Annotated in this window: 19 protein-coding genes; 6 read left to right on the forward strand and 13 right to left on the reverse strand. The window is 62.0% G+C overall.

Going from position 1 to position 26960, the window contains the following annotated elements:
• Positions 1-135: 135 nt before the first annotated feature.
• The 7 genes from Pan216_RS23040 to Pan216_RS23070 all read right to left on the reverse strand — a co-directional run bounded on the left by Pan216_RS23040 (position 136) and on the right by Pan216_RS23070 (position 6842).
• Entirely contained in the window at positions 136-1176 is a 1041-nt protein-coding gene (locus Pan216_RS23040; RefSeq protein WP_145261799.1) for an alpha/beta hydrolase, read from the reverse strand.
• A gap of 87 nt (positions 1177-1263) precedes the next feature.
• A complete protein-coding gene (gene fabF / locus Pan216_RS23045) occupies positions 1264-2553 on the reverse strand; it encodes a beta-ketoacyl-ACP synthase II (RefSeq protein WP_145261801.1) in 1290 nt (429 codons plus the stop codon).
• Between the two features lie 48 nt (positions 2554-2601).
• Complete coding sequence (locus Pan216_RS23050) at positions 2602-3879, reverse strand: beta-ketoacyl-[acyl-carrier-protein] synthase family protein (RefSeq protein ID WP_145261803.1); 1278 nt, start codon at positions 3877-3879, stop codon at positions 2602-2604.
• A gap of 50 nt (positions 3880-3929) precedes the next feature.
• Positions 3930-4487, reverse strand: coding sequence for a 3-hydroxyacyl-ACP dehydratase FabZ family protein (locus Pan216_RS23055; RefSeq protein WP_145261805.1), 558 nt, complete (start codon positions 4485-4487; stop codon positions 3930-3932).
• Between the two features lie 483 nt (positions 4488-4970).
• Positions 4971-5369 (reverse strand): acyl carrier protein, encoded by a 399-nt coding sequence (locus Pan216_RS23060; protein WP_145261807.1) that lies wholly within the window; start codon positions 5367-5369, stop codon positions 4971-4973.
• A 94-nt stretch (positions 5370-5463) separates the two neighbouring features.
• On the reverse strand, positions 5464-6219 hold the full coding sequence (fabG, locus tag Pan216_RS23065) for a 3-oxoacyl-[acyl-carrier-protein] reductase (protein ID WP_145261809.1): 756 nt from the start codon (positions 6217-6219) through the stop codon (positions 5464-5466).
• Between the two features lie 101 nt (positions 6220-6320).
• A complete protein-coding gene (locus tag Pan216_RS23070) occupies positions 6321-6842 on the reverse strand; it encodes a 3-hydroxyacyl-ACP dehydratase FabZ family protein (RefSeq protein ID WP_145261811.1) in 522 nt (173 codons plus the stop codon).
• A gap of 528 nt (positions 6843-7370) precedes the next feature.
• Here Pan216_RS23070 and Pan216_RS23075 point away from each other — a divergent pair.
• The 4 genes from Pan216_RS23075 (at position 7371) to Pan216_RS23090 (ending at position 12271) form a co-directional block, all read left to right on the forward strand.
• Complete coding sequence (locus Pan216_RS23075; protein WP_145261813.1) at positions 7371-9482, forward strand: TolB-like translocation protein; 2112 nt, start codon at positions 7371-7373, stop codon at positions 9480-9482.
• Positions 9483-9532: 50 nt separating this feature from the next.
• Positions 9533-10858 carry a PQQ-binding-like beta-propeller repeat protein gene (locus Pan216_RS23080; RefSeq protein WP_145261815.1) on the forward strand — a complete coding sequence of 442 codons (1326 nt, stop codon included), beginning with the start codon at positions 9533-9535 and terminating at the stop codon, positions 10856-10858.
• A 25-nt stretch (positions 10859-10883) separates the two neighbouring features.
• The gene (locus Pan216_RS23085) at positions 10884-11660 is read left to right on the forward strand and encodes an SDR family NAD(P)-dependent oxidoreductase (RefSeq protein WP_419192885.1); all 777 of its coding nucleotides are present in this window, start codon (positions 10884-10886) and stop codon (positions 11658-11660) included.
• 239 nt (positions 11661-11899) lie between these two features.
• Positions 11900-12271 carry a hypothetical protein gene (locus Pan216_RS23090; protein WP_145261817.1) on the forward strand — a complete coding sequence of 124 codons (372 nt, stop codon included), beginning with the start codon at positions 11900-11902 and terminating at the stop codon, positions 12269-12271.
• 37 nt (positions 12272-12308) lie between these two features.
• Here Pan216_RS23090 and Pan216_RS23095 read toward each other — a convergent pair whose 3' ends face one another.
• The 3 genes from Pan216_RS23095 to Pan216_RS23105 all read right to left on the reverse strand — a co-directional run bounded on the left by Pan216_RS23095 (position 12309) and on the right by Pan216_RS23105 (position 17308).
• The gene (locus Pan216_RS23095; protein WP_145261819.1) at positions 12309-13148 is read right to left on the reverse strand and encodes an SDR family NAD(P)-dependent oxidoreductase; all 840 of its coding nucleotides are present in this window, start codon (positions 13146-13148) and stop codon (positions 12309-12311) included.
• 449 nt (positions 13149-13597) lie between these two features.
• Positions 13598-14836 carry a DUF1552 domain-containing protein gene (locus tag Pan216_RS23100; RefSeq protein ID WP_145264300.1) on the reverse strand — a complete coding sequence of 413 codons (1239 nt, stop codon included), beginning with the start codon at positions 14834-14836 and terminating at the stop codon, positions 13598-13600.
• Positions 14837-14905: 69 nt separating this feature from the next.
• Positions 14906-17308: a DUF1592 domain-containing protein gene (locus Pan216_RS23105; protein ID WP_419192886.1), complete on the reverse strand. Its 2403-nt coding sequence runs from the start codon at positions 17306-17308 to the stop codon at positions 14906-14908.
• Positions 17309-17737: 429 nt separating this feature from the next.
• Between Pan216_RS23105 and Pan216_RS23110 the strand changes: the two genes are divergently transcribed.
• Positions 17738-19459: an efflux transporter outer membrane subunit gene (locus tag Pan216_RS23110; protein ID WP_419192887.1), complete on the forward strand. Its 1722-nt coding sequence runs from the start codon at positions 17738-17740 to the stop codon at positions 19457-19459.
• 494 nt (positions 19460-19953) lie between these two features.
• On the opposite strand, the gene Pan216_RS23115 is transcribed toward Pan216_RS23110, so the two are convergent.
• A complete protein-coding gene (locus Pan216_RS23115) occupies positions 19954-23118 on the reverse strand; it encodes an efflux RND transporter permease subunit (RefSeq protein WP_145261825.1) in 3165 nt (1054 codons plus the stop codon).
• A 43-nt stretch (positions 23119-23161) separates the two neighbouring features.
• The gene (locus Pan216_RS23120; RefSeq protein ID WP_419192888.1) at positions 23162-24670 is read right to left on the reverse strand and encodes an efflux RND transporter periplasmic adaptor subunit; all 1509 of its coding nucleotides are present in this window, start codon (positions 24668-24670) and stop codon (positions 23162-23164) included.
• 387 nt (positions 24671-25057) lie between these two features.
• Between Pan216_RS23120 and Pan216_RS23125 the strand changes: the two genes are divergently transcribed.
• On the forward strand, positions 25058-25798 hold the full coding sequence (locus Pan216_RS23125; protein WP_419192889.1) for an RNA 3'-terminal phosphate cyclase: 741 nt from the start codon (positions 25058-25060) through the stop codon (positions 25796-25798).
• 76 nt (positions 25799-25874) lie between these two features.
• Here Pan216_RS23125 and Pan216_RS23130 read toward each other — a convergent pair whose 3' ends face one another.
• Positions 25875-26960, reverse strand: a complete 1086-nt coding sequence (locus Pan216_RS23130; protein ID WP_145261831.1) for a 4-oxalomesaconate tautomerase — start codon at positions 26958-26960, stop codon at positions 25875-25877.

Here is a 26960-nt window from a genome sequence, read left to right on the forward strand (position 1 = left end):
ACGCTCCACCGCGAGGTTCCTCGAGGTCGTGTCGCTTTGGGCAACGGGCTCAGTCCGTGAGCCGAGAGGAATCGGGAAGCTCCGCGGGCCTTGGATCACCCAGCGCCGCGAGTTCCAGCGGCCAGGGCCGAGGCATCACGGACCGGCGACCGGAGATGGCGAGGAAGCATCCTGCTGTTTCGAACTGGCGGTGGGATCGGCCCCGCCGGGAGCCAGCGCCTTGACGAAGAAGTCGCGGATCTTGCTCCGGTACACCTCGGGCTCTTGATCGAGACAGCCGTTGTGCTTGGCCCCCTTGACGAACCACAGCTCCTTCGGATCGCGGGCGAACTCGAAGAAACGCTCGACGATCCACGGATTGATGTAGTTGTCCCGCTTGCCGTGAATGATCAACAGCGGCCGCGAGCCGAACTTCGCGATCGCCCGTTCCAGCCGCAAGTACTGCACGCTGCGCCGGAACCGCATCCGCAACATCAACAGTTCGGTCAGCGTCGCGAAGAAGAAGATCGGCAGGTTGTTGTAAAACGTCTTCATCGTGACGACGATTTCGGCCCAGCGGCTGATGTAGTGCGTCACCGTCAAGTGGGTCGGAAAGGCCCCATCGGTGCAGACGGCGCGAATCGCCCGCTCGTCGGCCGCCGCGGCGATGATCGCCCCGCCCCCCTTGGAGACGCCAAAAGCGCCGATGCCACGCGGATCGCGGTCCTCGCGACTTTCCAGGTAGCGGACCGCGGCGCGGACATCCTCTTTCTCGTAGTTCGTCACCCACTGAAGCGGGTCGTAGCCCTCGATCGGATCGCTATCGCCGGTGTCGCCGAAATCGAAGGTGAAGAGATCGAAGCCGACCTCGCGCAAATGGCCGGCGTAGCGCAGACACGTCCAGCGATTACAGAGAAACTCGTGGCAGAGCAGTAAGACGCCGAGACGTTGCCGACCCGTGTGCTTGAGGTAGCTGCCGACGAGCTTCCGGCCCGATTTGGTCTCGAAGACGACTTCCTCGGCATCAGGATGCGGCTGGGCCTGATGCGTGAGAAACATCGGTTTCTCTTCGAAGATGCGAACGATCCAGTGCCCGTAGCGGCCAATGACCCAAAAGGCCAAGAGCGTCCATAGGAACAGGAACAGCCCAACCAGACTGAGAAGGACATACAGCAATGTGACAAGGGCGGAGTTCACGACCGACGCCCCTCTCGCTCGACGGCACGATCGGCGAACCCGAACCGCGTCATGGGTACCAACAAACCTCTCCCGATCCTTCGAGGATCAATCGGCAAGCCGACTCGCCACCAGGGAGATGTTCTGTCCGCCAAATCCAAAACTATTGGAGATGCAATGCGTCAACGGACACTCCCTTGCTTCGTTGGGCACGTAATCGAGATCGCATTCGGGGTCGGGCGTATCGTAGTTGATCGTCGGCGGAACGATGTTCTCGCTCATCGCCATCAACATGAAGATCAACTCCACGCTGCCGGCGGCGGCAATCAGATGCCCCGTCATGCTCTTGGTGCTGCTCACCGGAATCTTGTAGGCGGCGTCCCCGAAGACCTCCTTGACGGCGATCGTCTCGACCCGGTCGTTGACTTCGGTGCTGGTCCCGTGAGCGTTGATGTAGCTGATCTGTTCCGGGTTGAGCTTGGCGTCCTTGAGCGCCTCCTTGAGGCACGCGATCGCGCCGCGACCGGTCGGATGCGTATCGGTGATCCGAAAGGCGTCGGCGGTCGAGCCGTAGCCGGTGATCTCGCCGTAGATCTTCGCGCCGCGCTTGCGGGCTCGCTCGAGCTCCTCGAGCACGAGCATGCCGGCCCCCTCGCCAATGACGAAGCCATCGCGATTGAGATCGAAGGGGCGACTGGCTTGGGCCGGAGCGCCGTTATTGGTGCTCAGGGCCGTCAGCAGGTTGAAGCCGGAGACACCAAAGGGATGGATCATGCTGTGGGTGCCGCCGGAGATCATCACGTCGGCGTCGCCGCGACGAATGATCTCGGTCGCTTCGCCGATCGCCTGGCTGCTGGCGGCACACGCGGTCAAGCAGTTGAGGTTCGGGCCCTCGGCGTCGAACATCTCGGCAAGGTGGCTGGCGGACATGCCCGGTTCTTGTTCGAGTTCGCGCACCGCGTGAAGGCGCTGCATCGCCTCGGTGATGAACTGGGCGGTGTCGACTTCGCGCTCCTCGCGGTCGTAGGCGTGGGCGATCAGTTCGACGAAGTTGAAGAAGTCCTGGCGTCCCTCACCGGCGCCGAGGTAGATGCCGGTCCGTTCGGGTTCGTGGCCGTTGTCGTGGAAGCCGGAGTCGGCGACCGCCTGCTTGGCGGCGGTGATGGCGAACTGGATATTTCGCCCGCAATAGACCCAGTCCTTCTCCTCCTCGCCCGCTTCGTTGAGGGAGAAGTCCTTGACCTCACCGGCGATCTTGGTGGGAAACTCGGACGCATCGAAGAGAGAAATGCGATCGATGCCGCTCTTGCCCTCTTTGAGCGCTTTCCAGATCGACTCGGGATCGTGACCGAGAGGGGCAATCATACCGATGCCCGTGACGGCAACGCGTCGTTGCATGATCTTCCGTTCCTAATCGCGCCAAACGCGGCTCGTGTACCGTGAAACTTAGCCCTGGAAGGGGTTGATCACGAGAGCGCCACACTGACCACTGTGGCTCAGGTCGTACGTCAACAATGGCTTGTTCGGGAAATCGACCGGCTCGCGGAGCACCTTGAGCTCGGCGGCCTCGGGATCGGGACGTTCGTAGTTGAGCGTCGCCGGCAACACGCCGTGCTTGTGGCCCAGCAAACTGGCGAGCAACTCGACCGACCCGCTTCCCGCGCCGATCTGTCCGGTGTAGCTCTTGTAGGCGACCACCGGAACGTCCTTGGCCGAGTCCCCGAGGATCTCCGCCAGGGCGAACGATTCGAGCCGGTCCTCGTCGCGGCAACTGGTGCCGGTCGGAATCACGTGGCCCAAGTCGGAGGCTTCGATCCCGGCGTCGGCGAGGGCTCGTTTGACCGCCGAGGTGATGGCGGTTCCATGTTTCTTGGGAAGACAACTGACGCCGAAGCCGGTCACCTCGCCGTAGATCGTCGCGCCCCGAGCCTTGGCATGCTCGAGTTCCTCGAAGACCAACGAAGCGGAACCCTCGCCGGGGACGAGCCCGTCATGGCCGGCGTCGAAGGGTCGGCTCGCTTTCGCCGGGTCGTCGCCGCGGTGCGTCAAGCGATCGAGCAGCGCCAAGCGAACGATCGCCAGGGGATTGATCTTACTGTCGGTGCCGCCGGTGATCATGACGTCGGCCGAATCGCGTTCGATGACGCGAAAGGCCTCGCCCATCGCGAGGGTCGAGGAGGCCTCGCCGGCGGTGATCGAATTGTTGGGCCCCTGCGCGTCGTAGAAGATCGAGACGTGGCAGGCGGGCATGTTCGGGAGATACTTGAGCATCCAGAGAGGGAAGAGTTGTTCCATTCCCTCGACGCCCCACTTCTTCAAGTCGAAGCGGCGCGAGCCGTTGATGCTCTCGGAGACAGGCATGCCGAGCTCGTCGAGATCGCTGGCGATCATGCTGGCGCCGAAGCAGACCCCGAAGCGAAGGGGATCAACCTTCTCGGGATCGATGGTCGAATCGGTCACCGCGAGGTGAGCGGCGCCCACCGCGAGCTGGATATCGCGAGCCATCACCTTGAGGCTCTTGCGCTGTTTGACGAATTTCTTCGGGTCGAAGTCGCGCACTTCGCCAGCAATGCGCGTCGTGGTCTCGTCGCTCAGGAACGACTCGATCGGCATGATCCCGCTCTTGCCTGCCGCAAGTGCTTGCCAAACCGTATCGTTGCCCGTGCCGAGCGGCGTGACGGCGCCCAAACCGGTGATCACAATCCGTCGATCGGAACCGCTCATCTCTTGCCGTCCGTCGTAATGCCTTTGAAAGACGAAGTCCTCAGGCTCGCTCAGGGACGCCCATTATTTCCAACCGCGTCAGAGGTTGGATGGGTCTCTTCGACGCCGCGACTGGCTCCGCCACCACCACCTTGGTAAGACCCCTGAGCCATCCTCAGCAGTCCCATCAAGTGGTCCTTGGTAAAGACAAAGTTCTTTGCACTCAGACCGTCGTCGATCCCTCTCGACTTGTCGAGATGGGCGAAGACGATCTCCGATTCCACCATCAGCTCGCCGTTCTTGAAGACCTTCGCGTCGACGATGCCTCCCTCGCCACGCAACTCGACGAGTTCCACTTCGTAGTGGAGAACATCGCCGGCGATCGCGTGATCGTGAAAGGTGACCTTGGGAATCTTCGCAAGGACAACCTTCTCGGAGAAATCGTTCGCCTCACCCACGAGAATGCCACCCGTCTGGGCGAGCCCCTCGATAATAAGCGAGTGCGGCATCACCGGATAGCCGGGAAATTGCTCGTGCAGGTGGTCTTCGGCCACACTGACGACTTTGACGGCCCGCGCGGACTGACCGCTGTGGAACTCGTCGAAGTGATCTATCCAGATCCAACGCATCGGACTGGTCCTCAAAGGGCGGGACGCGAGGTGGCGTTCCTTACCAGACGTTCCCCTCGCTGGCCCTGCATCCAAGGCCGGCTAAGGCCTCGACAGCGATGTGCGGGGTACTCTTTCCCCGCGTAAACTTCGCTCGACGGTCGCCATGCCTTCGGGTGGGAGGTCGTTCGTGACACCCCCAGGGCACACGGCATCCCCTTCCCTGACCAGCCGAATCGAAAGGATCGAGCCACATTGAGCGAACGGCCCCTCCGCGAGAGATCCTTCTCGCGCTCGCTCAATCGCATGGGCCCGACGTCACGAATGTCTTTTCCACGCTTGCGTCGACTATCGTCCAGGTCGCTCAAGCGTTCTTTCAAACCGAGCCCATCAACACGCTCCGTCATCCCCAACTCGCGGGGAATTCCAAGCGGGCGACCGACATCGGCTCCGTTGCCGCGGCAACACTTGTCCCAATTCCCGCCAAAACGCGGGAGGGAGGACTTACGCGTCGGCCGGCTCGGCGAGCTTGCTCTCGATGTAACGGACGATCATCTCGACCGTGAAGAGCTTGCTGATCTGCTGCACGTTCGGATCGTTGGCGAACGAGTTGATGTCCGCGTAGGGCATCCGCATGCGAAGCTCGTCGAGGCCCTCGGCGGTCATCTTGCCGTTGGCGACGAACTTGGGATCGGAGAAGAGCTTCTCGTCGGGGAAGAGATCGCCCCGCGGAATCTTGATGCCGAAGTTCTTCTCGAGGCGGAAGACGATATCGAGGAAGTCGATCGACTCGGCTCCTAGATCACCCGTCAGCGTCGCCTCCGCAGTCACTTCGTCTTCTTCAACGCCCAAAGCATCCACGAGCGTGGTCGTGACCTTCTGAAAAATCTCATCTTGCGACATGGATCGCTCCTTCAAGACAACAAAACCAAATCAACGCACTGAGCACGCGATCGGCATCGCGACCGACTCGCCTTGCCGTCGTGCTTCCAAATGGTTAGGCGACCGCGCCGAGTCGCAACCCACCATCTACGGTCAAGACGGTACCGGTAACATAGGTGCTCTCGTCCGAAGCGAGAAACACCGCCGCGTTGGCGATGTCATCCGGCTGGCCGTACCGCTTCATCGGAATGGCCGTCTTGATCTTGTCGCCCGCCATCGAGCGAACTGTTTCGGTCATCTCGGTTTCAATGAAACCGGGGGCGATCGCGTTGACGCGAATCTTCCGGCTCGCCACTTCCGCGGCGAGGGTGCGCGTCAAGGCCTCGATCCCCGCCTTGCTGGCGGCGTAGTTCGACTGCCCCTTGTTACTGAACTGGGCGGCGACGCTCGACATGTTGATGATCGAGCCCGATCGCTTGCCCATCATCGCTCGCGCGGCGGCCTTGCAGAAGTAGAAGGTGCCGTTGAGGTTCGTGTCGATGACGGCTTCCCAGTTCTCCGGCTCGAGCTGGAGGAACAGCCCGTCCTTGATGATCCCCGCGTTGTTGACCAGGATGTCGAGCTTTCCCCACTTCTCGACGAGCTGGTCGACAATCTCGCCCGCGCCTTCGGCGTTGCTGACGTCGTGCTGGAAGGTCAGCGCCTCGCCGCCGGCCTCCTTGATCTGCGCGGCCAGTTCCTCGGCGGGCTCCTTGCCGCGATTGTAGACGATCGCGACCTTGGCTCCTTCGTCGGCGAATCGCTTGGCGATCGCGCGGCCGATTCCCCGGCTACCGCCCGTGATCAAGGCGGTCTTGTCCTGAAGACGCATGTGCGTGTCCTGTTCGTTCGGGAAAGGGAGCGCGGTCCATCGTCTGGTCCGAACTCCGGTTCGCGAGGCATCCGCTCGACCCAACCCCGTCCTTGACGCGATCAGTCGGTCCGAGCCCCTTGGGCAACCAATTTGTCAAATTTCTGGCGAAGATCAGGCGTCGCCAGCATCTGGAAGGTCTTCAAGTGATGGGCCTGGAGACGTCGATCGTCGCGACGAAAGCCCGCGTGACGATCCCGCAAATTGAACCGTTCCAGGACTACCTTGGCCGAGACGCTCGTCTTACCGTTCATTTGGCCCTTCGCCTTGAGCGTCGTCGTCGTCTCGTCGCTGGCGATCTGTTCGCACGTGACGGTAAGCTGACTACCGGGCGTGACGAACTGGCCAAACTTCACCATCTTGGCTTCCTTGAGCAGGATGACGCTGTGGCGGAACTGCTCCGACACGCGTACAAGCCAAGCCCCCGATTGCGTGATCGCCTCGATCATCATCACGCCTGGCATGACCGGAAAACTCGGGAAGTGTTCCGCGAGGTATTCCTCGGCCATGGTAAGGTTCTTGACGGTCGTGATCCGCGACCCGGGCTCGAGATCCAGAATTTTGTCGACTAACGTAAATCGCATGATTCGCTGTCGCGCCGCCTTCTCTCGTCGCGGGTATACCCCCCGCGGACACCGTCGTTCAGCCCAGGGTCGATCCCCCGTGGGCCCAGTCGCCTGGCCCGGGGTATGCCCCCGTGGGCACACTCTGTTTCAAACCACGATATATAGCCAATGCCAAATTGACCGGCAAGGGTTCCTCAACCCACGCGTGGTTGACTCTGTTCTGATCCAAATCCGACTCAGATGCTATCTGGTTACGAGCAAACTCGTAGCTTTTTGAATCGAATTCAGCGAGATTCACCCCAATCCCCCCTCTCAACTTTAACAAGATAGAGAAGACAGGAAGCATGGGTGCCTCGTTCAGGGGCGAGAATAGCATAGCCGATCCCGCTCGCTAGATCGTTTTCCCGTCTCTTTTGCCGGATCACTTGTGAAGCCGAGCGCAGTTTGAGACAATTCGGCAATATCGAAACGACCGCGACGTCCACGAGGCAGAATCTCCCCCGTTTCAACGCCTTAGGGCTCCTTCTCCTCTCACTGGATTCTCCCATGGCCCTGATGGATCGCACCCGATATGGCGTCACCTTGCTCCTAAGTGGCTGCTTCTTCGTCCCCGGCATCTGGTCTCCAGACGGCTCCGAGATCGCCTTCCTCACCCAAACGGTGCAGGGAGAGTCAATTTTTTCCCAGAATTGGCTTTTCGGGCGAGGCGATGGCGCCGCTCTGGTCTCCTCCGGCGCCGTCGAGGATCCGGGAGTCCGCGTCGAAGATTTTGACAAAATCGACTCGGGAGACGATCTCGAGGACCAAACGGTCGAGGGGTTCGATCGCCCCTGCCCACTCCTCGCGAACGAGCACACTTCCAGTGAGCTATGGATCGCCAATCCCCGCGGCGGAGCCCGCCGACGTCTCGTGCGCTCCCAGGGACTGCTGAGCAACCCCTCCTGGGCTCCCGATGGCGGCTATCTCGTCTACATGGAGTTTCTGCCCGAATCAGACGCTCCGGCCAGCGAGACTTCCGCGGAGCGGTACATCACCGGCACCCTCGCCCTCCGCCGCCACCATCGCCTCGGCAAGACCGAGACCATCGTCGAACGTGCCGTGACGCTCCCGGCGAGTTCGCTGGCGTTTCTGCCCGACATGGCCCCCGACGTCGCCCCCACGGGCATGCACGTCGCGGTTCCTTGGATCGATTCGATGAGCCTCGATGTGCTCAAACTCAGCGGTGGGGACCATTTGGCGACGATCGAGCACGCCACCCGCCCCTCGTGGTCGCCCGACGGGCAGTATCTCGCGTGCCTACATCTCTTGGGCGATGTCCCCGATCGCATCGAACCCGAAATCTCCGACGAAGCTCATCTCTACGTCCACCCGGTCGACGACCTTGAGCAAGGCGTGCGCATCCTCGCGAACGCCTCCGCCTCCCAGACCGCGAACTGGGACTCCAGCGGCAACTCACTCGTCGCGATCCACCACGACGATGCCGGCATCGGCATTCCATCGCGACACCTCGCCAGCGAACGGGCCCGATTGGTTCGAGCGATGCTCAACGGATCGGAGGAACAACCAATCCTCACGCCGACCGACGACCTGCGGCGCGGATCGCGTCCCAAGGGACCAGTCCGGCTCTACCATGTCGTCCTCCCCGCCGCGCGGCGCATCTTCACCATCGTCCAAGGTCCCAAAGTTCCCTCCCAAGTCAACGAGCTGGATCTCTCCTTCGGCGGGATCCTTCGGAGCTGGCATCCACTCGACAACGGCAAGACCGACCTCATCCCCTTGGGATCCCTTTCCGCATCCTCGCGGGGAGACTTCCTGGCTCTTCGCTACGGCATCCCCGAAGTCGGTGCCCCGCTCGGGTTGATCGAACTCTCCAGCGGGAAGTTGACCACTTGGACTCCCGATGCCGCCTCCACCGAGCGTGCTCTCTGGGCGATCGGGGAAGCCGTGAAGCGAACGGTACTCGATGACGCGGCCGGCGAGCGATCTCCGTTCCGCGTGGCGGGTCTCCTTCCCGCCGTCGAGCGTCGCGAACGTTCCTACCAAGGCCCGACGGGACTCGAGATCTTCCCGACACCGCTCGAACAATCGGAACGAACGACCTCGACCCAGGCGGCCATCGATCGCCTCGCCGCTCACGGGCTAGAGCTACTCGACCGCTATCCCAGCTCCCCCTCGATCACTCAAACGCGACAACGTCGGCTCGAGGAAGTTCGACTCCTGTTGGCGTACGCGCGCAGAGACTATGAGTCGGCGCTCGACGCCTTGACCGCAATCGAGCGTCTCTCGGAAGCCGCGGGCACGAACCGCGACCAGTTTCTTCTCGCCGTGGTGAAGGCCCAGTGCTGGATCGGGCTGAATCGACGGGTCCCCGCACGCTCGCTGGTGGCGAATCTCCTCGCCGAACGTCGCCGGCTGTGGAACGATGCCACGCGCCCGGTCGATTCGGAGAGTATCCTTCTCGTGGGGATCCCCTCCGCGACGAACGGTCCCCGGAACGAGGAGGTTCCGTCGGATGATCCGATCCTCAGCCGACTCAACGGGCTCATGGCCGCTTGCCAGCCACCCGACCCCTTCGGAGAGGAACTGGTTCCCGTCAATCCTTTCGAAGAGGACAAACCGGTCGAGTTTGCCCCGCCCGAACGCCACGACGATGACTGAGCGAACGTCGAAATCAACAACCAAGTTGCGTTGCCACCATAACAAGGGAGATGAGCGTGCGTAGCCGAACGCTTTACCTAGCTGGACTTTCCGCCGCGATGTTGTTCGCGGCCCCTTCCCTCACGCTTTCGATCGCGCAGGCCGGCTCGAGCGGAGCCGATGGAACGGCGTGGAACCAATGGCGTGGCCCCGACCGCGACGGCCTCTCCAAGGAAACGGGACTGAGCAAGGATTGGGAGACGCAACGACCCAAGCTTCTCTGGATGTCCGACCGGATGGGCACGGGCTACGCCGGGCTCGCGATCGCCGATGGCCGCATCTTCACCACAGGCAACTCCGATGGCGGCCAAGCGGTCGTCGCCGCGAACCAGGAAGACGGCAAAGTGATCTGGCGCCGCGTCCTGACCGACCAAGTCCCCAAGCACGGCTACCAAGGTTCACGCTGCACCCCGACCGTCGACGGCGATCGGCTCTTTGTCATGCTTTCCGACGGCACCATCGCGTGCCTCCAAACCGATGACGGCAAAGTCGTCTGGAAGCGACACGCCAAGGACTGGAACGGCAAGATGATGTCGAGTTGGGGCTACTCCGAGTCTCCCCTCGTCGACGGCAACAAGGTCATCGTCACGCCCGGAGGCCCCGACGCGATGATGGTCGCCCTCAACAAGAGGACCGGCAAGGAGATCTGGAAGTCGGCCGTCCCCAACCTCGGCGACAACGGCAAGGACGGAGCGGGTTACTCCTCCGCGATCATTTCCAACGGCGCGGGCGTGAAGCAGTATGTCCAACTCACCGGCCGAGGCCTCATCGGCGTGCGGGCCAAGGACGGCAAGTTCCTCTGGGGCTACAATCCGGTCGCCAACCCAACCGCCAACATCCCGACCCCGATCGCCAGCGGCGACTACGTCTTCGGCACCTCCGGCTACGGCACCGGCGCGGCGCTGCTGAAGCTCTCGCGCGCTCCGCGCGGCGGAGTGAAGGCGGAAGAGGTCTACTTTCTCCCCGCGAAGACCTTTCAGAACCACCACGGCGGTGTGCTCCTGGTGGGCGATCACCTCTATGCCGGACATAAGCACAACAACGGCTTTCCCATCTGTCTCGACATGAAGTCGGGGGATGTCGTTTGGGGTGGCGACATTCGCGGCCCCGGAAAGGGCTCGGCCGCGGTCCTCTACGCGGACGGCCATCTCATCTTCCGCTACCAAGACGGCACGCTCGCGCTCATCGAGGCGACGCCCGAAGAGTACCGGCTCAAGGGAACGCTCAAGCCCGCGTTCCAGGAACGCGAGAGCTGGTCGCACCCCGTCATTGTCGACGGCAAGCTCTACCTCCGCGAGCAAGACAAGCTGATGTGCTACGACCTGAAGGAATCGTGATTACCGAGTCCCAATGGGAGGATTCATGATGAGTCGCCTCAAGGATAAAGTTGCCATCATCACGGGAGCCGGACGAGGCATCGGCCGCGCGACGGCGGAACTCTTCGCCACCGAGGGCGCCAAGCTCGCTCTCGCCGGGCGCACGCTCGAGCCTCTCGAGGCCCTGGCGGAACAGATCAAGTCGGCGGGCGGCGAGGCGATCGCCGTCGCGACCGATGTCGCCGAGGAAGCAAGTTGCGCGAACCTGGTCTCGAAGACGGTCGAGGCCTTCGGGCGAATCGACATCGTCATCAACAACGCCGCGATCCTCATCGGCAAGACAGTCGAAGAGGCCACCGGCGACGATTGGAAGAAGATTCTCGACATCAACGTCCTCGGAATCGCTTGGGTCAGTAAGCACGCGGTCGCTCCCTTGCGTGCCGCGGGCGGCGGGTCGATCGTGAACATCGGGTCGACCTCGTCGGTTCTCGCCCAATCGGCGATGGTCCCTTACAACGCCACCAAGGGAGCGGTCCTGCAACTGACGCGCTGCATGGCCGGCGACTTGGCTCCCGACAAGATCCGGGTCAACACCGTCAGCCCGGGACCGATCTGGACGGAGATGATGGAAGAGTTCGCGACGTCCCACGGCCTCGATCGAAGTGAAGTCAACACCGCCCCGGATCTCGGCGGCCGGACGATGCTTGGCCGAGTCGGCGAAACGAACGAAGTCGCCAGCGCGATCCTCTTTCTCGCCTCCGACGAGTCCTCCTTCATCACCGGCGCCAACCTTTTCGTCGACGGCGGCATCACGGCGAAGTGAGGAGCGGGTGATCGCGCAATTTTGGGGTTCGCGACGAAGGAGACTACTCCCCGCTCGATCACCCTCCTATCAATCCCTTGCCGCGAGAACCGTGCCAAATACCTTTGGGAGCGGTCTATCATGTCCGTCGAACTGCGGCAGCCTCGCAATCTACACCAACCCCGAGCGGCGACTGAGCCCACATTCTACCCGTCGGGCCGTCACTGCCGAGTTGTCCCCCACCGAGAGGCTTGCGAGACGTGCTCCGACTCAAACTCCTTCTCCGAAACGCCGGTGTCGCCGGGATCTTGCAATTGAGCGTCGTCGCGTTGATCTTCTTCTTCGCCTTGCGCCGTGACATCTCAACGGGAGACGCGGTACTCACCATTCCCATCCTCGCGGGGGTATTGGTCTTCTCGTACCTGATCCGCGAGTTCCTGATCGATCACTTCGACGTCGTTCGCTGGATCATGAACGGGGTCGCGGTCGTGGGCATCATCCTCTTCGTCGTCCTTCGCAATGTCGAGATGGTGGAACCGCTCTGGTTGCGAGCGCTCATAGTCGGTGTTTTCGGATTCTACATGGGCTGTTACTTCTGGATGCTTTCCGATTGGCGAACCTTCCCGGCATGAGGTTCGCGGGACTCGCACGTCCATCGCGTCCACTTCCTCACATCGGCAGCACTTCGCCGGTAAGGAACTTCGAGTCCGCGTCGGACGCGAGATAGACATAGGACCGAGCGATTTCCTCGAACTCGATGGAAAGTTCCGGTTCGTCCTCGTCGGCGAGGTACAACGGTGTCGTTTCCAGCCCGAGGGCGACACAGTTAACACGGACTCGCCTCTCCACAAGGTTCTGGGCCAAGGACTTCGTGAAGGAATGAATTGCACCTTTGGTCGCGGCGTAGTCGAGTAGCCGTGCGTCGCCGTTTAACCCCGCGACCGATCCGGAGTTAATGATCGCGGCCCCCGGCGGCATGTGCTCGATCGCGAACTTCGTCATGCAGAAGTAGCCAAAGACGTTCGTCCGGAAGGTCTTCTCCCACTGCGCGAAGGAGATCTGGTCCAAGCCATCCCGCTGTTCCTGATAGGCCCCGTTGTTGACGAGGATGTCGATTCGTCCGAAGCGTTCGACGCACCGCTCGACCGCCTCGCGGCAGGAGCCCGGATCGGACATGTCCCCGGGAATGAGCAAGGCATCTTGCCCCTCCGCTTCAATCGCTCTCTTCGTCCGTCTGGCAGCCTCGTGCTCGGCGTCGGAACAGATCAGGGCCACATTGGCCCCTTCGCGAGCGAAGTGAACCGCGACCGCTCGACCGATCCCCGAGTTCCCACCGGTCACAAGGGCAACCTTCTGCCTCAGTTTTCTCGTGTCGCCAGGAAGGCCGCTTTGAATCTCGGGCTTCGGCTTCGCTCCCAAGCTCAGTCCGCTGTCGGCCGCGGCGGCAACTCCACTACTGATCGCGTCAGGATCTGGAGAAGAGCGTGGTCCAGACGTCATCATGTTCATGTGTCTATCCCCACTGGCGGAAGTGTTCGACGGGGGTTCTCGTTGCTTGCGAGCAATTGGCGTCCGTGCCGGAGCTGAGTCTCTCCTATGGCAACCACTGTTCCAAAGAGGGCCGGCCGTGTGGAGATTTTGACGGACAGCCAATCGTTTGAAGTGCCAATGATGTAGCAACGAAGCGATGGACGCGCAGCGACGATGAGCACATCACCTGAAGAGGCAACACAAGACCAATGTTGCTAGACAGTTATGACGACCAAGCGAGATGCAACCCGAACACGGCCGTCGACGCACCGGATGAAGTGGGATATGGCGAAAGTAGAGTACGACCGCCAGCTCCGCGATGCAGTGTCACGGGCAGATGTCGGAGACATTGGCCATGACCGAGACAGCTTGGCTTGAGAAAGACCATCCGGGGATCGAGCTGGGATCCATGAGTTCCCTGACCCAATCTACGAGGTCATTTCGAGGCCCTGCATCGTTCCGGTCGTGGTGGCGAACTGATCGACTTCCATACCGAGACGCTGGAGCAGGCTGATGTACATCCTGGGGAGGGCGTAGTTCTTCTTCTTGTCGAAGGCGAGGTGTTGGCCGTGCTTGAAGCCGCCTCCGGCGAGCAGGACGGGCATGTTGCGATTGTCGTGGCTCGAGGCATTGCCCAAGTTGCTCGTCAGCAGCACCGAGGTCCGATCGAGCAAGCTGGTGCCGGTGTCATCGGTTGACTGCAAGCTGCGGAGGAAGTCGCCCCAAGCCGCGACGATCGCGGTTTCGACCAACGCCAACTGAGCGAGTTTCTCCTCGTCGCGTCCGTGGTGGGAGAGCGAATGATAGCCCTCCTCGACTCCTGGAAGGGGGACGACACCGCCACTACCGCCCAAGTGATAGGTGACAATGCGGGTCGAGTCGGTTTCGAGCGCCAGTCGGACCATGTCGCTCATCAGTCGTTGACGGCCGACAAAATCCTTGGAATTGCCGATGTCGTTGGGGCGATTGGCGTCGACCTTCGGCTTGGAGCGCTCGGCCCATGCCTCCGAGGCGGCCATCCGCTTCTCCAGATCGCGGACGCTGGTGAAGAAGGCGTCGAGGCGCTGACGATCGCCGGCCCCAACTTGACGGGTCAGCCGCTTGGCGTCGTCGGCGACCAGGTCCATGATCCCGCGACCCTGGCGAATGTTGTTGGCCTGCCGCTTGCGATCGGCGGGCGAGTCGTTGATGAAGAGTCGGGCGTAGAGGCGCGACGGCGACGACTCCGCGGGAATCATCGCACCATTCTCGGTGTAGGAGGGACTCGTGCTGCCGCTGCTACTGAGGATCAACGATGGGAACCGGGTGTGATGGCCGAGATGCTTGGCCATGTACTGATCAAGCGAGACGGTGTTTCGCGAACGCCCCGTGCCAGCGCCCGGGTTGGCGGTCAACAGACTCGCCTCGGCGCGGTGCCCTCCGGTGACGCCCGGATGGGAGCTTCCCGAGACCACGGTGAACTGATCCCGCAAGTCCGCGATCGGCTCGAGGTAGGGCGAGAGTTCGTAGTCCCGTCCCCCCTTGGTCGGATTGAGGTTGTCGGCGACCAGTCCCAGCCCGAGCGTCATCGCGACAAAGCGCCGCGGCGGTTCGGTCACGCCGGCGAACGCGGCATCCATCGAGCTGAGCCAGGGGAGAGCCAGAGCGACTCCCGCACCGCGAAGCATGGTGCGTCGATCGATCTTGCGTCCAAAGTTGAAGTTGATGTCGTGGCTCACGAGAAGCCTCCCCTGGAATCACTTGGTGAGAAAGATGGGACTGGTGACGACCGCTTCGATCAAGGATCGCATTCCGTAGTCGCTCGATGCCGCCTGCGCGGCGATCGCTTCCACGTCGTCCCGATCGGCGAATGCCACCTCCGCCCCCGTACCGAAGGTAATCAGCTTATCGACCACGTTCCGTGCGAGCCCTTGGCGATCTTCGAGCACGAGTGTCTGAAACTGGTCGACGTCCTCGAAGTGGCGCCCGTCGGCCATGTCGTAGCTGGCGTCGACCTTCGCCCCTCGACGAACCCGACGTCCGGACTTCTGTAAATACTGGTCCCGCCATAACCCGGCGGCATCGTAGTTCTCCAGAGCGAAGCCGGGAGGATCGATGCTGCGATGACACACTGCGCAGCTTTCCTGGGAGCGGTGCTTGGCGAGCATCTCGCGAATCGTCTTGGCGCCGCGAATGTCGGGCTCGACGGCGGGCACGTTCTCCGGCGGCGGAGGAATCGGCACCCCGAGAATCCGTTCGGAGACCCAAATCCCGCGGATGATCGGCGACGTGTTGGTACCGTTGGCCGTCACCTTTAGGATGGCCCCCTGCGTCAACAATCCCCCGCGATGATCGCCGGGCTCAAGCGACACCTTGCGGATTTCGTCCCCTTCGACGCCGTCGATCCCGTAGTAGCGGGCGAGTCGGCTATCCAGAAAAGTGTAGTCCGAGTCGATCAGCCAGGTGACGCTCTTGTTCTCGCGAACCATGTCGTCGAGATAGGCGTGCGTCTCGGCGAGCATCGACTGCTGGACGATCGGATCGAAGCGTGGAAAAAGTCTCCGGTCGGGCTGGGTGAAGTCGATCAACCCCAGGTCCAGCCACTCCGCGGCGAAGTCGCGAACGAACTGCTTGCCGCGAGGCGAGTCGAGCATGCGTCGCACTTGGGCGCGAAGCACGTTGGGATCGGACAGCTCCCCCTTCTCCGCCAATTGCAGCAGCTCCCGGTCGGGCATGCTGCTCCAAAGTAGGTAGCTGAGCCGATTGGCGATCGCGTACTGATCGAGAGGACCAGGCTCTTCCTGAAAGAGCAGGAATCTGGGCGAGCAAAGCAGCGACCGATATCCGGTCCGTAGTGTCGAGGCGAAGTCGTTGCCCTCGGACATCGAGTCGATCGCCATCGCCACGTAGGGAGCGACCTCCTCCTCGGTCACCGGTCGGCGGAAGGCCCAATGGGCAAAGCGTTTAATCAGCCGCGCGAGATCCTTGTCGGGGTTCGTCGAGACGACGGTGCCGGGTTTTCCCTTCTTTCCAGGTTTGATCGTCAAGTCATCGAGGAGACGATGGCGGATCTGCTCGTCGGTCATCCCCTGATGAATGCGCGTCATGTGGATCGATTCGATGGCAACGCCGGGGACGTTCTGCGGAGCTCCTTCACCGGTACCGACTTGGCCTCCGGCGAACCTTCCCCTCTTGAGCGTCGTGTCGCCCGGTCGAATCTCGAGCATGTGTCCCTTGGGCAACCAAGTCTCGAAGGTCCACGTCTTCGGATCCTCGGTCGCCTCAATGGCCCCGACCCAGGGCAACAGCGGAGCGCTGGAAACGCACAGGCCGCGTCGAACCGTGCACCAGACACCGTGACCCTCGGGACAGTTCAGCGCGTTGGCGCGGATGACAAATCGGTACCATCCGCTTTCGGGAGCGGTGGTCGCCGGCAGGCGCCCGTAGAAGGTCACCCCGGAGGACCACGTCACGGCGCGATCGTCGATCAGTTCCGGCTCGCGCGTGCGGCGGCGCGGATTGCGGCGGCAGAGTGTCTTGGCATCGAGCGTCCGATCGTAGGAATCCGCTTGTCCAAGGGCGCGCTGGAATGCTTCATCGAGTGCCACATCGACCACGTGCAGATGGCGGTCGAGATGGAAGTGAGAGATCGTCTGATCTTCCGCGACGGTGGAGAAGCTGTCGGTGCGCGGTTCTTCCGGCAACTTGTCCGCGAGCGGGATATCGATTCCGAGTAAGTCGTGCAGGGTGCGCTCCATCTGGAGACGCGTCAGTCGTCGCCCCCGTACTCGACCCTCGGACTTCTGTTTCGCGTGCTGATGCGACTGAAGCCACTGGCTGAGTCGCTTCGCGAAGAGCTTCATTTCTTCGGCCGAAGCGGTCGAACTCTCCTCCGGCGGCATCTCCCCCGCGTGGACGCGATCGTGAATCCGAACCCATTTGGTGACGTCGTGCGCATGGTTCAAGGAGGCGTCGAGGCTTGTCAGGTCAAGATTGGCCTCCGCCTCGCTACCTGAATGACAATCGAGACAGTGATTGGCGATGAACGACTTGATCTGGTCGGGAGCCTCGGCGCGCAATCCGGTCGGCAGAACTCCCAGCAAGGTGAGCACCAAAGCCGTCGTCGTCCAATCGATCCGTCTTCCTGGCTGCATCGCCATCGCGATGAGATCCTCAAGGTAGGCAGGCACAATGTGAGCGACGATCCATCAGTCACATCGGTCTGGCAGGAAATCAAGGGGCGGGCTGTCGTCCCCGTTCGTTCGCGGCTGTTTGGAAACCATCGGCGAACGACCGCAAAAAACGCTACTAAAGTCTAGCTCTCCCTCTCCTTCGTATCAACTTGAATGCCTCTGGACGGGCAAGCAATTTAGAGAAGATCCACGAGATGGGCTGAGTCAACCAGTCGCGATCCCCTTCGGGCCCTTCAATTCGGTACCCACCAGTTCAACAGGTTCGCATATCCCTCCGATCCCCACTAATCCAACCAAATTGCCGGGAGGCTCCATTTCGGTTGAACCGGTCCTGTCGATTCTGCCGATGTCCACTGGGAAGTGATGGTTCATCTCCTCCCATGGGGAAATCGCGCAATGGCTCCACAACGTCGTCCCACGACATCCCGGTCGGGATGGGCAATGGTCCTCGTCGCCGGGATCGTCCTACTCGGCGCCTCCGGCTGTACCAGTCTCGATGAGTACTTGCGCAACGGCTTTCAGGTCGGCCCCGACTACGGTCGGCCACCCGCTCCCATCGCCGACCACTGGATCGACAGCGGGGACAACCCGCGTCTCCTTTCCGATCGAAGCTCCATCGCCGACTGGTGGACGCTGTTCAACGACCCCGTCCTCAACGGACTGGTCCGCTCGGCCTACCAACAGAACCTAACGGTCCGCGAAGCCGGATTCCGCGTCCTGGCGGCGCGAGCCAGTCGTCGAATCGCCGTGGGCAATCTCTTCCCGCAGACTCAAACCGGCAACGGCGGCTTCACCCGCGAGGCCCTGAGCACGGCCTCCGCCAATACGTCGTTCGTCCAGGACCGCTTTTACAGCATCTGGGACTACGGGTTCAGTTTGGCGTGGGAACTGGACATCTGGGGGCGGTATCGCCGGGCCATCGAGGCCGCCGACGCCAATCTGGACGTGAGCGTCGAGGAGTATGACGGCGTCCTCGTAACACTGATCGCCGACGTCGCCTCCAGCTACGTCTCCTATCGAACCGCCCAAAGTCAGATCGAACTGGCGACGCGTTCGGTCAAGCTCCAAGAGATCTCTGTTTCGATCGCCAAGGCTCGCTACAAGGGAGGCGAGACCTCCAAGATCGATGTCGATCAGTCGGAAGCCATTCTCGCGCAGACTCAAGCGATCATCCCGCAGCAGGAGATCATTCTCCGACAGGCCAACAACAGCCTCTGCGTCCTGCTGGGCATTCCCACCACCGACTTGGCTCCAATCCTCGGCGAAGGCCCGATTCCAAAGGCCCCCGTCGATGTCGCGGTCGGGCTGCCGGCGGATCTGTTGCGTCGACGACCCGACGTGCGCCAAGCCGAGCGGGAGGTCGCGGCCCAAAGCGCGGAGATTGGTATCGCGGAGACGGACCTCTACCCGTTGATCTCGATCACCGGCGTCCTCGACTACAACGGACAAGATCTCGGCAACCTGTTCCGCAGCAACGCGTTCGCCGGAACCATCGGCCCCAGTTTCAAGTGGAACATCTTTAACTACGGTCGCATTCGGGCCAATGTCGAACTTCAGAGAGCGGAATTCCAACAACTCATCGCCGCCTACCAGCAGACCGTGTTGACGGCCAACCAGGAAGTCGAAAACGGCATCGTCTTCCTGTTCAAGTCGGAAGAGCAAGCCGAGTACCTGCTCAAGAGCGTGCTCGCCGATCAAGAGGCGGTGAGCGCCGCGGTCGTCCAATACCGCGATGGCTTAGCCAACTTCACCAGCGTCGCCCTGCTCGAACAGGATCTCGTCGATCAGCAAGTCAGCTATGTCGACACGCTCGGCAACGTGGCTCTCGGGTTTGTCGACATCTACCGGGCTCTCGGTGGTGGATGGCAGATTCGCTGTCAGCCCCCGTCCGAGGACGAGATGTACGCGACGGAGCCGCCGCACTCCCTCAGCGACAGCCTCCCGTTCCTCGAATTGCCCCTTCCCAACGCTGGGGCCAATCAGCAGGCGGCCCCCAAACCGGAGAGCACTCCCAAACCCAAGGTCGAAAGCGTTCCCAAGGTGACGCTGCCTTCCACCGCGCCGAGCGAACCGAGCGGAGTCGAAGCTCTCGAGAACCTGGAGAAAGAGGCCCCATGATGAACTGCTTTTCGGGTAACTGGTGGCGGATCGATGTCTTCGTCTGCTGCGGGTTGATCGGCGTCGCTCTCCCGTCCGCCACGTTCGCGGGTGATCTCTTCCGGCCCGGCTACCCTTGCGTCTGCGGCAGTGAGTGCCTCGAGAAGTGTTGCGACGACTATTGCCGGAAGGGACTCCCCTGCCCAACGCCGCCGACAAGATGCTTCGGTCCCGACGACTACTGTCGGAAAGGGCTCCCCTGCCCAACGCCGCCGGAGTGTCAGAAGTGCTGCGATGACTATCAGCGTACGCCGTGCTGTCTCTGGATCGGGCATGGTTGCCCGACGGGAACGCTGCCGAACGCGCCCACGATCGCAGATCCCACGATCGCGGAAGTGGAGCTGATCGAGCCAGCCTCCGGCCTCTTGCAGAAAGCGCTGACGACTCCCTCGGTGCCGGATCGCTTGAGCGCGGTGTCGGTGCCGACGATTCCCCTCAGCACGGTGAAGAAAGGACTACGTAGCCGCTGGGTCGACGTCCGCGGCCGCGTCATCGCGGCGACGACCGAACCACGTGATGACGTAGTAGAAGACTGGCGTCAGGAAGACGCCGAAGAGCGTGACGCCAAACATGCCCGCGAGGACCGCCGTGCCAAGTGACCGCCTCATCTCCCATCCCGCACCGGTGGCGACCGCCAAGGGATAGACGCCGGCGATGAACGCGACCGATGTCATGAGAATGGGACGAATCCGCAGTCGACACGCGCTGAGGGTCGCCTCCCGCCGCGAGAGCCCCTTCTCCCGTTCCTGCTTGGCGAACTCGACAATGAGGATCGCGTTCTTGGCCGCCATTCCGATGAGCACGACAAAACCGATCTGAACGAAGATGTCCATCGAGTTGCCCACGGACGCTACCCCCGCCAAAGCGCAAAGCAGACACATCGGCACGATCAAGATGATCGCGAAGGGTAGCGACCAACTCTCATAGAGTGCGGCCAACACCAGAAATGCCACGAGCACGGCCAGCCCGAAGATCAAGATCCCCGTGTTGCCCGCCGTCACCTCTTGGTAGCTCAAGTTGGTCCAGTCGTAGGTCATGCCCGGCGGCAAGTGCTTCTCACAGAGTTGCTCGACCAGCGAGATCGCTTGGCCCGAACTGTAGCCGGGCCCGTTGCCGCCGTTGATCGACGCGGAGTTGAGATCGTTGTAGCGCATCACGAAGAGAGGACCGGTGGTGGGCCGCGACGAGAGGAACGACCCGATCGGAACGGTTTCGCCCGCCTGGTTCTTCACCTGCAACAGCTTCATGTCGTTGATGTCGGTACGGTACTTTCCCTCGGCCATGATGTTGACCTGCCAAACGCGGCCGAACTCGTTGAAGAGGTTGACGTAGACCGAGCCGAAACTGACGTTGAGCGTGTTGAAGACGTCCGAGAGCTTGACGCCAGTCTGCATCACCATCGTCCGGTTGATGTCGAGGTAGAGCTGCGGCGCCGAGTTGGTGAAGCTGGTAAAGACCCCTTTCAAGCCCGGTTGCTGGTTGGCGGCGTCCACCAAGGCCTCGGCCGTCCCCTCCAAGGCGCTAAGCCCGAGCCCCGTCTGGTCCTCGATCTGAAGCTGGAACCCTCCCGACTGCCCAAGACCAGGGACCGGCGGGGCCCCCATCACGTCGACGCGGGCCCCAATGATCTCTTCCCGGTAGATCTTGTTGAGCTTCGCGGTGATGTACGCCGCTTGCGTCTCGGGCGTGGTGCGCTTCGAAAAGGGATCGAGGGTGATGAAGAGCGTTCCCCAGTTCGAGCAATCGGTCGTCACGATGATCGAGAAGCCCGAGATCGCCATCGTCGCGTGTACACCCGGCTGTTCGCGGGCGATCTTGTCGAGCTTCTCGAGCACGGCGCTGGTTCGCTCGAGCGACGCCGATTCGGGAAGCTGGACGTTGGCGATGATGTACCCTTGATCCTGCTGAGGGATCAGTCCGGTCGGGTAGGTGGTGAAACTGATGACCGTTAAGGCCAAGAGACCGCCGTACAAGACCAACACGAGCAGACTCAGCCGCAACATCCCTCCGACGATCCACGTGTAGGACTTGGTTCCCCAATCGAAGCCGCGATTGAAGAGCCGGAAGAACCACCCGAAAATGGCGTTGAGCACTCGCGTGATCGGATCGCTCATCTCGGAGCGTTTCCGAAGCAGCAACGCCGCCAGCGCGGGACTGAGGGTCAACGAGTTGAAGGCGGAGAAGGCGGTCGACACGGCGATCGTCAGCGCGAACTGTCGAAAAAAGAGCCCCGTGAGCCCCGGAATGAACGCGCAGGGAACGAAGACGGCACACAGCACGAGCAGCACGCCGACGATCGGCCCCTGCACTTCCTCCATCGCGTTCGCGGCCGCCTCGTCGGGAGGATAGCCCTCCTCGAGCCAGCGTTCGACGTTCTCGACCACGACGATTGCGTCGTCGACCACGATGCCGATCGCGAGCACCAAGCCAAAGAGCGAGAGCATGTTGAGGCTGAAACCGAGCGCGGCCATCGCGGAAAAGGTACCGACGATCGCCACCGGCACCGCCACCAACGGAATGAGCGCGGCACGCCAGTTCTGAAGAAAAAGAAGAACGACGATCGCCACGAGCCCAATCGCCGTCAACAACGTCCCGACGACGTCTTGAATCGAGCTGCGAATGTACGGCGTCGTGTCGAGGCCCACCACCCACTCGAGCCCATCGGGAAAGTCCTTCTCGAGCTTGTCCAACAGCGCATAGACACCGCGAGCGGTCGACAGCGAGTTGGCCTCGGGAAGGGGATAGACGGCGAGCGCCACCGAGGGGGCACCATCGCGGTAGGCGCTCAGGTCGGAATTCTGCGACCCGAGCCGAATGTCCGCGACGTCCTTGAGGCGAACCAACGCTCCCCGTTGGCCCACCTTGACGATGATGTCCCCGAACTCCTCGATCGAGGTGAGTCGGCCCTTGGTTTGCAGTACCAGTTCGTACGCCTGTCCCGCCGGGACCGGCGGTTGGCCGATGAAACCGGGCGCCACCTCGACGTTCTGCTCGGAGATCGCGTCGTAGACGTCGGTCGTCGTCAGGCCGAGTTCCGCCAACTTCTCGGGGTCGATCCACGCCCGCATCGAGTAGTCGCGCTCCCCGTGAATCAACACGGTCCCGACTCCCGGCAAACGGCTGAGGGCGTCGAAAATGTTGATCTCGGCATAGTTGCTCATGTAGAGCTGGTCGTAACGTCCGTTGGGGGAGACGAGATTGATCGCGATGAGGATGTTCGGGGACTGCATCCGCGTCGTGATCCCTTGCTTCTGAACGATGTCGGGAAGCTGGGCGATCGCGTTCTGAATTCGCGTCTGCACGAACATGAGGGCCATGTTCGGGTCGGTACCAATGTCGAAGCTGACAGTGAGGGTGTAGTCGCCATTGTTGGAACACGTCGACGACATGTAGATCATGCCTTCGACCCCGTTGACCTGTTCCTCGATCGGTTCGGCGACCGTTTCGGCCAGGACGACGGAGTTCGCCCCCGGGTAGGAGGTCGTCACCTGGATGGTCGGGGGAACGATCGGCGGATACTGGGCCACGGGCAGCGCCAACAAGGCGACGACGCCCATGAGGGTGATCATGATCGAGCAGACCATCGCGAAGATCGGTCGCTTGATGAAGAATCGAGACATACTGGTCCGGCGTTAGTCGTTCTCGGCAGCATCCACCGCCGAGTCACGAGGATGTCTTCTTGGCCTTCTCTTCCACCTTCTCGGAGGGTTCGTTCTTCGATGCCGAGGCATCGGCTGAGTTCTTCTTGGGTCTCGGGGTCGATGCTTCCTTCGTTTTCGCGGGCGCCGCTGAGCCCGGCTTGGCGGGCGCCGCTGAGCCCGGCTTGGCGGGCGCCGCTGAGTTCGGCTTGGCGGGCGCCGCGGAGTTCGGCTTCGAAGCGGGTTCGCCCTTTGTCGTCGACGCCGACTCCGCTTCTGTTGCCTTGGTCGAGGAGGTCACCGGCAACTGGCTGACCATGTCCACCAACTTCGGACTGACCTTGATGCCCGAACGGACCCGCTGCATGCCCCGCACAATGACGCGATCGGTCGGGGAAAGCGCCTTGTAGGTCTTGGTTGTGGTCTCCCCCTCCTTGCCAGGCTCGCTGACCTGCCGCTGGGGCAAGACCTGACGGAAACCATCCTGAACCTGGCCCACCTCGACCGGGCGGTAAACGACCTCGTCATTCTCGTCGACGACCAGGACGTAGTACTCACTCTGGTTGATGCTGACCGCGGCGTCCGCGACCAACAGCGCCTCGTAGGGCGGACTGACCGGAACCCGGATCCGCGCGAAGAGCCCCGAGAGCAAGCGATGATCCGTGTTTGGAAAGGTGCCCCGCACCCAGATCGACCCGGTGTCGGCTTGGACCTGATTGCCGACGAAGTCGAGATAGCCCTCGAAGGGAAACTCGTTGTTGTTGGCCAACCCCAATTCGGCCGGCGTCGTGTTCGACATCGCGGAGGGGAGTTTGCCACCGAGCACGAGTTCCCGGATCTTCAAGACCGTTCGTTGATCGACGTAGAAGTAGACCCACATCGGCGCGAGCGAAACGATGTTCGTCAGTTTCGTTTTGTCGGCGGTGACCAGGTTGCCCACATCGACGAAGTGCCGGTCGGTCCGCCCATCAATCGGTGAACGGACCTTGCACCAGTCGTAGTTGAGTTGGGCATCGGCGAGTTGGGCTTGGGAGGCTTTGAGCGATCCCTGCGCCTCGTCGCGAAGTCCCTGGCGTTTGTTGATCTCGAGTTTGCTGATCGCTGCGGGGTTGTCCTTTTGCGTTTTCAGCGCGATGTCGAGTTGGGCTTGGGCGGTGAGTAGGTTGGCTTGGTTGTATTCGACCTCACCCTTGGCCTGCTCGAGCGCCGCCTTGTAGGGACGATCGTCGATCTCGAAGAGGATGTCGTTCGCCTTGACATCCTGGCCATCGCGGAAGTTGATCTTCGTGAGGTAGCCGGTCACCCGAGCGGTGACGTTGACTGACTGAACCGCCTGGGTCTCTCCCGTGAAGACCTCGTAGTCGGTCACCGTCCGCTCGATCGGATGAGCGACTTCGACGACCGGCGGGGTCGTCACGACCGCCTTGGGGTTCTTGTCCCCGCAGGCCACCAACAGGCCGCATCCGGCCATCAACCAGACGAGTGGGTATTTCGAGCAAGCGGGAAGAGTCGTCTCGCGCGTCATCGGCCTCATCACGTCGCCTCGTCCAGCACCACTGACAGCGATCCTCCGCGAGGGAACCGCCCTCCCTCGCACCCTCAGCATAGAAAGATGGACCTCCTTGGCCGAGTGAAGCGACAATGGATTCTGGAATTGTCCATCCATTGACCAGGAACCTCTGGGCCGTGAGCGGTGTCCCTGAAAGGTGGTGAACGCCAAAATCTAGCGTGGGTGATCCAAGGATGGAGACAAGGCCGACGACGGAGATGCGAGGCTCGACCAATGACGCAGTGGTCGCCATCGATGGTTCGAAAGGCGAAGGAGGTGGTCAGGTGCTGCGTTCGTCGCTCGCCCTGTCGCTCGTCGCCGGGGCGGTCGTTGCGGATCGATCGGATCCGGGCGAAGCGATCAGAACCGGGGTTGTTCCGCTTTGAGCCCCGTCGTGTCGCCTCGGGCGAGTACCGCTTTAGCGTTGGCTCCACGGGAAGCGCGACGCTCGTGTTGCAAACGATCCTCTTACCGTTGTCGCTCGCGGATGGTCCCGCACGGCTGGTGCTCGAAGGGGGAACGCACAACCCATGGGCGCCGCCGTTCGACTTTCTCACGCGTTGCTATCTCCCGCTCGTGGTCCGCATGGGGCCGACGATCGAGGCGCGGCTGGAGCGTCATGGGTTTCATCCGGCGGGTGGCGAACGTTTCGTCATCGACATCCCGCCGTCCGATTCACTCGCGGGGTTCGACTTGCTGGAGCGTGGCGAGTTCATCTCACGTTCGGCGCGGGCGTTGGTCGCGAAGCTCCCCCAGCACATCGGCCGCCGCGAAGTCGAGACCATTGCCCGACGACTTGGCTGGTCGCCGAAGGAGACGAGCGTGGACGTCGTCGAGTCGAACGGACCGGGCAATATCGTCTTCGTCGAAATGACCCACGAACACGTCACCGAGATGCTGAAGGCCTTCGGTCGCGTCGGGGTTCGCGCCGAAGAGGTCTCCGCGGGCTTGACGGCCTACATCCTGGTGGCGATTCGTTGGGAGGAACGCGACCTGCTCGTCTTTCACGGCGACCTCTATCGCGACTATCGCCAACGCGTCCCGATGCTAATCCCAATCCGGATCTCGGAAGTGCGGAGAAAGCGCGAGTCGGCCCGACGCTCGACGATGTAGTGTCGAGGTGTTGACCCAAGGTGTCGCGAAGGCATTGCGCGACGCCGGACGGAGGATTGATGTCAGCTCGCGACCTTCATGCCGCCTCGGCGTGGCACGGAACGAAGAGTTCTCCCCGGGCCAGCAAACGAGCCGTGCGAAGTTCCTTCGCGGAGTGGATAGCGATCCCCTCGGCGGAACGGGTGAATTCGAGTTCGACGTCGAGATGGCCCATCGGGTGTTCGATCGACATCGTGACGGGAGCATCGACGGCGGAAACAAGACCCTCGGCGACCGACCCGGGAATGAGCGCCGTCGCCGCGAGACACTGGGCACCGGTGACGGCGACCGTTGGGTGACACTCCCGAGGCGTGAAGTAGCGCGCGGCGAAGGAACCGCCCTGGCGCGGGGGAGCGATCAAGGCGAACTTCGGTTCCACCGAGTCGGAGACGTCGCCCATGCCCATCCGCCGTCCGGCTTCCCGGCGAATCCGCTCCATCCGCTCAAAGAACGGACGAAGGGCGTTGAGTTCCTCACGGCTCTCGTAGCCTGTGAGCCCCAACTCCCCCGCGCGGGCGATGCAAACCGGCATCGCGACATCAACACAGCTCACCTCGACGCCGTCCACTCGGTCGCGTGGCTTTCCCGTTGGAAGCAGGGCCCCCGTTTCGCAACCGACGATGCGCATGAACTTGAGCATCACCGGAGCGGCGGTCCCGGGAACCCCATCGATCGCGGCGGCGCCGTCGTAGCGAACCTCTCCTCCCGGGGTTTGAATCAACGCCTCGATCAGCTCGTCATTGTTGACGGCGCGAATGCGCACCAGGGTCTCGCCGTCACGAGCGGGAAAGAGCCCCATCTCAATCGCCGCCGGACCGACGGCCGAAAGCATGTTGCCGCATGTGGGCCGATAATCGACCAATCGATCGGCGACGGAGACCTGCGCGAAAAGATAGTCGATGTCGGCGTCGGGGGATTCGGACGGCGAGAGCATCGCGACCTTGGTCGTGACCGAGGAACCACCGCCGATGCCATCGATGTTGAGGGGATGTCCCGAACCGATCACGTCCACCAGAACGTCGGTTAACCGGTCCCGATCGGAAGGAAGATCGCTCCGTTTGAAGAACGGCCCGCGTGACGTTCCGCCACGCATGAACAGAAAGGGGATCGCTGATTGTCTCAT

Source organism: Kolteria novifilia (genome assembly GCA_007748055.1).
GTDB lineage: Bacteria > Planctomycetota > Planctomycetia > Kolteriales > Kolteriaceae > Kolteria > Kolteria novifilia.

What these genes read in the sequence shown, in the direction of transcription:
- fabF (WP_145261801.1), bottom strand. Translation starts at nt 2,553, where the DNA reads ATGCAACGACGCGTTGCCGTCACGGGCATCGGTATGATTGCCCCTCTC.
- Pan216_RS23050 (WP_145261803.1), bottom strand. Translation starts at nt 3,879, where the DNA reads ATGAGCGGTTCCGATCGACGGATTGTGATCACCGGTTTGGGCGCCGTC.
- Pan216_RS23055 (WP_145261805.1), bottom strand. Translation starts at nt 4,487, where the DNA reads ATGCGTTGGATCTGGATAGATCACTTCGACGAGTTCCACAGCGGTCAG.
- Pan216_RS23060 (WP_145261807.1), bottom strand. Translation starts at nt 5,369, where the DNA reads ATGTCGCAAGATGAGATTTTTCAGAAGGTCACGACCACGCTCGTGGAT.
- fabG (WP_145261809.1), bottom strand. Translation starts at nt 6,219, where the DNA reads ATGCGTCTTCAGGACAAGACCGCCTTGATCACGGGCGGTAGCCGGGGA.
- Pan216_RS23070 (WP_145261811.1), bottom strand. Translation starts at nt 6,842, where the DNA reads ATGCGATTTACGTTAGTCGACAAAATTCTGGATCTCGAGCCCGGGTCG.
- Pan216_RS23075 (WP_145261813.1), top strand. Translation starts at nt 7,371, where the DNA reads ATGGCCCTGATGGATCGCACCCGATATGGCGTCACCTTGCTCCTAAGT.
- Pan216_RS23080 (WP_145261815.1), top strand. Translation starts at nt 9,533, where the DNA reads ATGAGCGTGCGTAGCCGAACGCTTTACCTAGCTGGACTTTCCGCCGCG.
- Pan216_RS23085 (WP_419192885.1), top strand. Translation starts at nt 10,884, where the DNA reads ATGATGAGTCGCCTCAAGGATAAAGTTGCCATCATCACGGGAGCCGGA.
- Pan216_RS23095 (WP_145261819.1), bottom strand. Translation starts at nt 13,148, where the DNA reads ATGAACATGATGACGTCTGGACCACGCTCTTCTCCAGATCCTGACGCG.
- Pan216_RS23100 (WP_145264300.1), bottom strand. Translation starts at nt 14,836, where the DNA reads ATGCTTCGCGGTGCGGGAGTCGCTCTGGCTCTCCCCTGGCTCAGCTCG.
- Pan216_RS23105 (WP_419192886.1), bottom strand. Translation starts at nt 17,308, where the DNA reads ATGGCGATGCAGCCAGGAAGACGGATCGATTGGACGACGACGGCTTTG.
- Pan216_RS23110 (WP_419192887.1), top strand. Translation starts at nt 17,738, where the DNA reads ATGGCTCCACAACGTCGTCCCACGACATCCCGGTCGGGATGGGCAATG.
- Pan216_RS23115 (WP_145261825.1), bottom strand. Translation starts at nt 23,118, where the DNA reads ATGTCTCGATTCTTCATCAAGCGACCGATCTTCGCGATGGTCTGCTCG.
- Pan216_RS23120 (WP_419192888.1), bottom strand. Translation starts at nt 24,670, where the DNA reads ATGAGGCCGATGACGCGCGAGACGACTCTTCCCGCTTGCTCGAAATAC.
- Pan216_RS23130 (WP_145261831.1), bottom strand. Translation starts at nt 26,960, where the DNA reads ATGAGACAATCAGCGATCCCCTTTCTGTTCATGCGTGGCGGAACGTCA.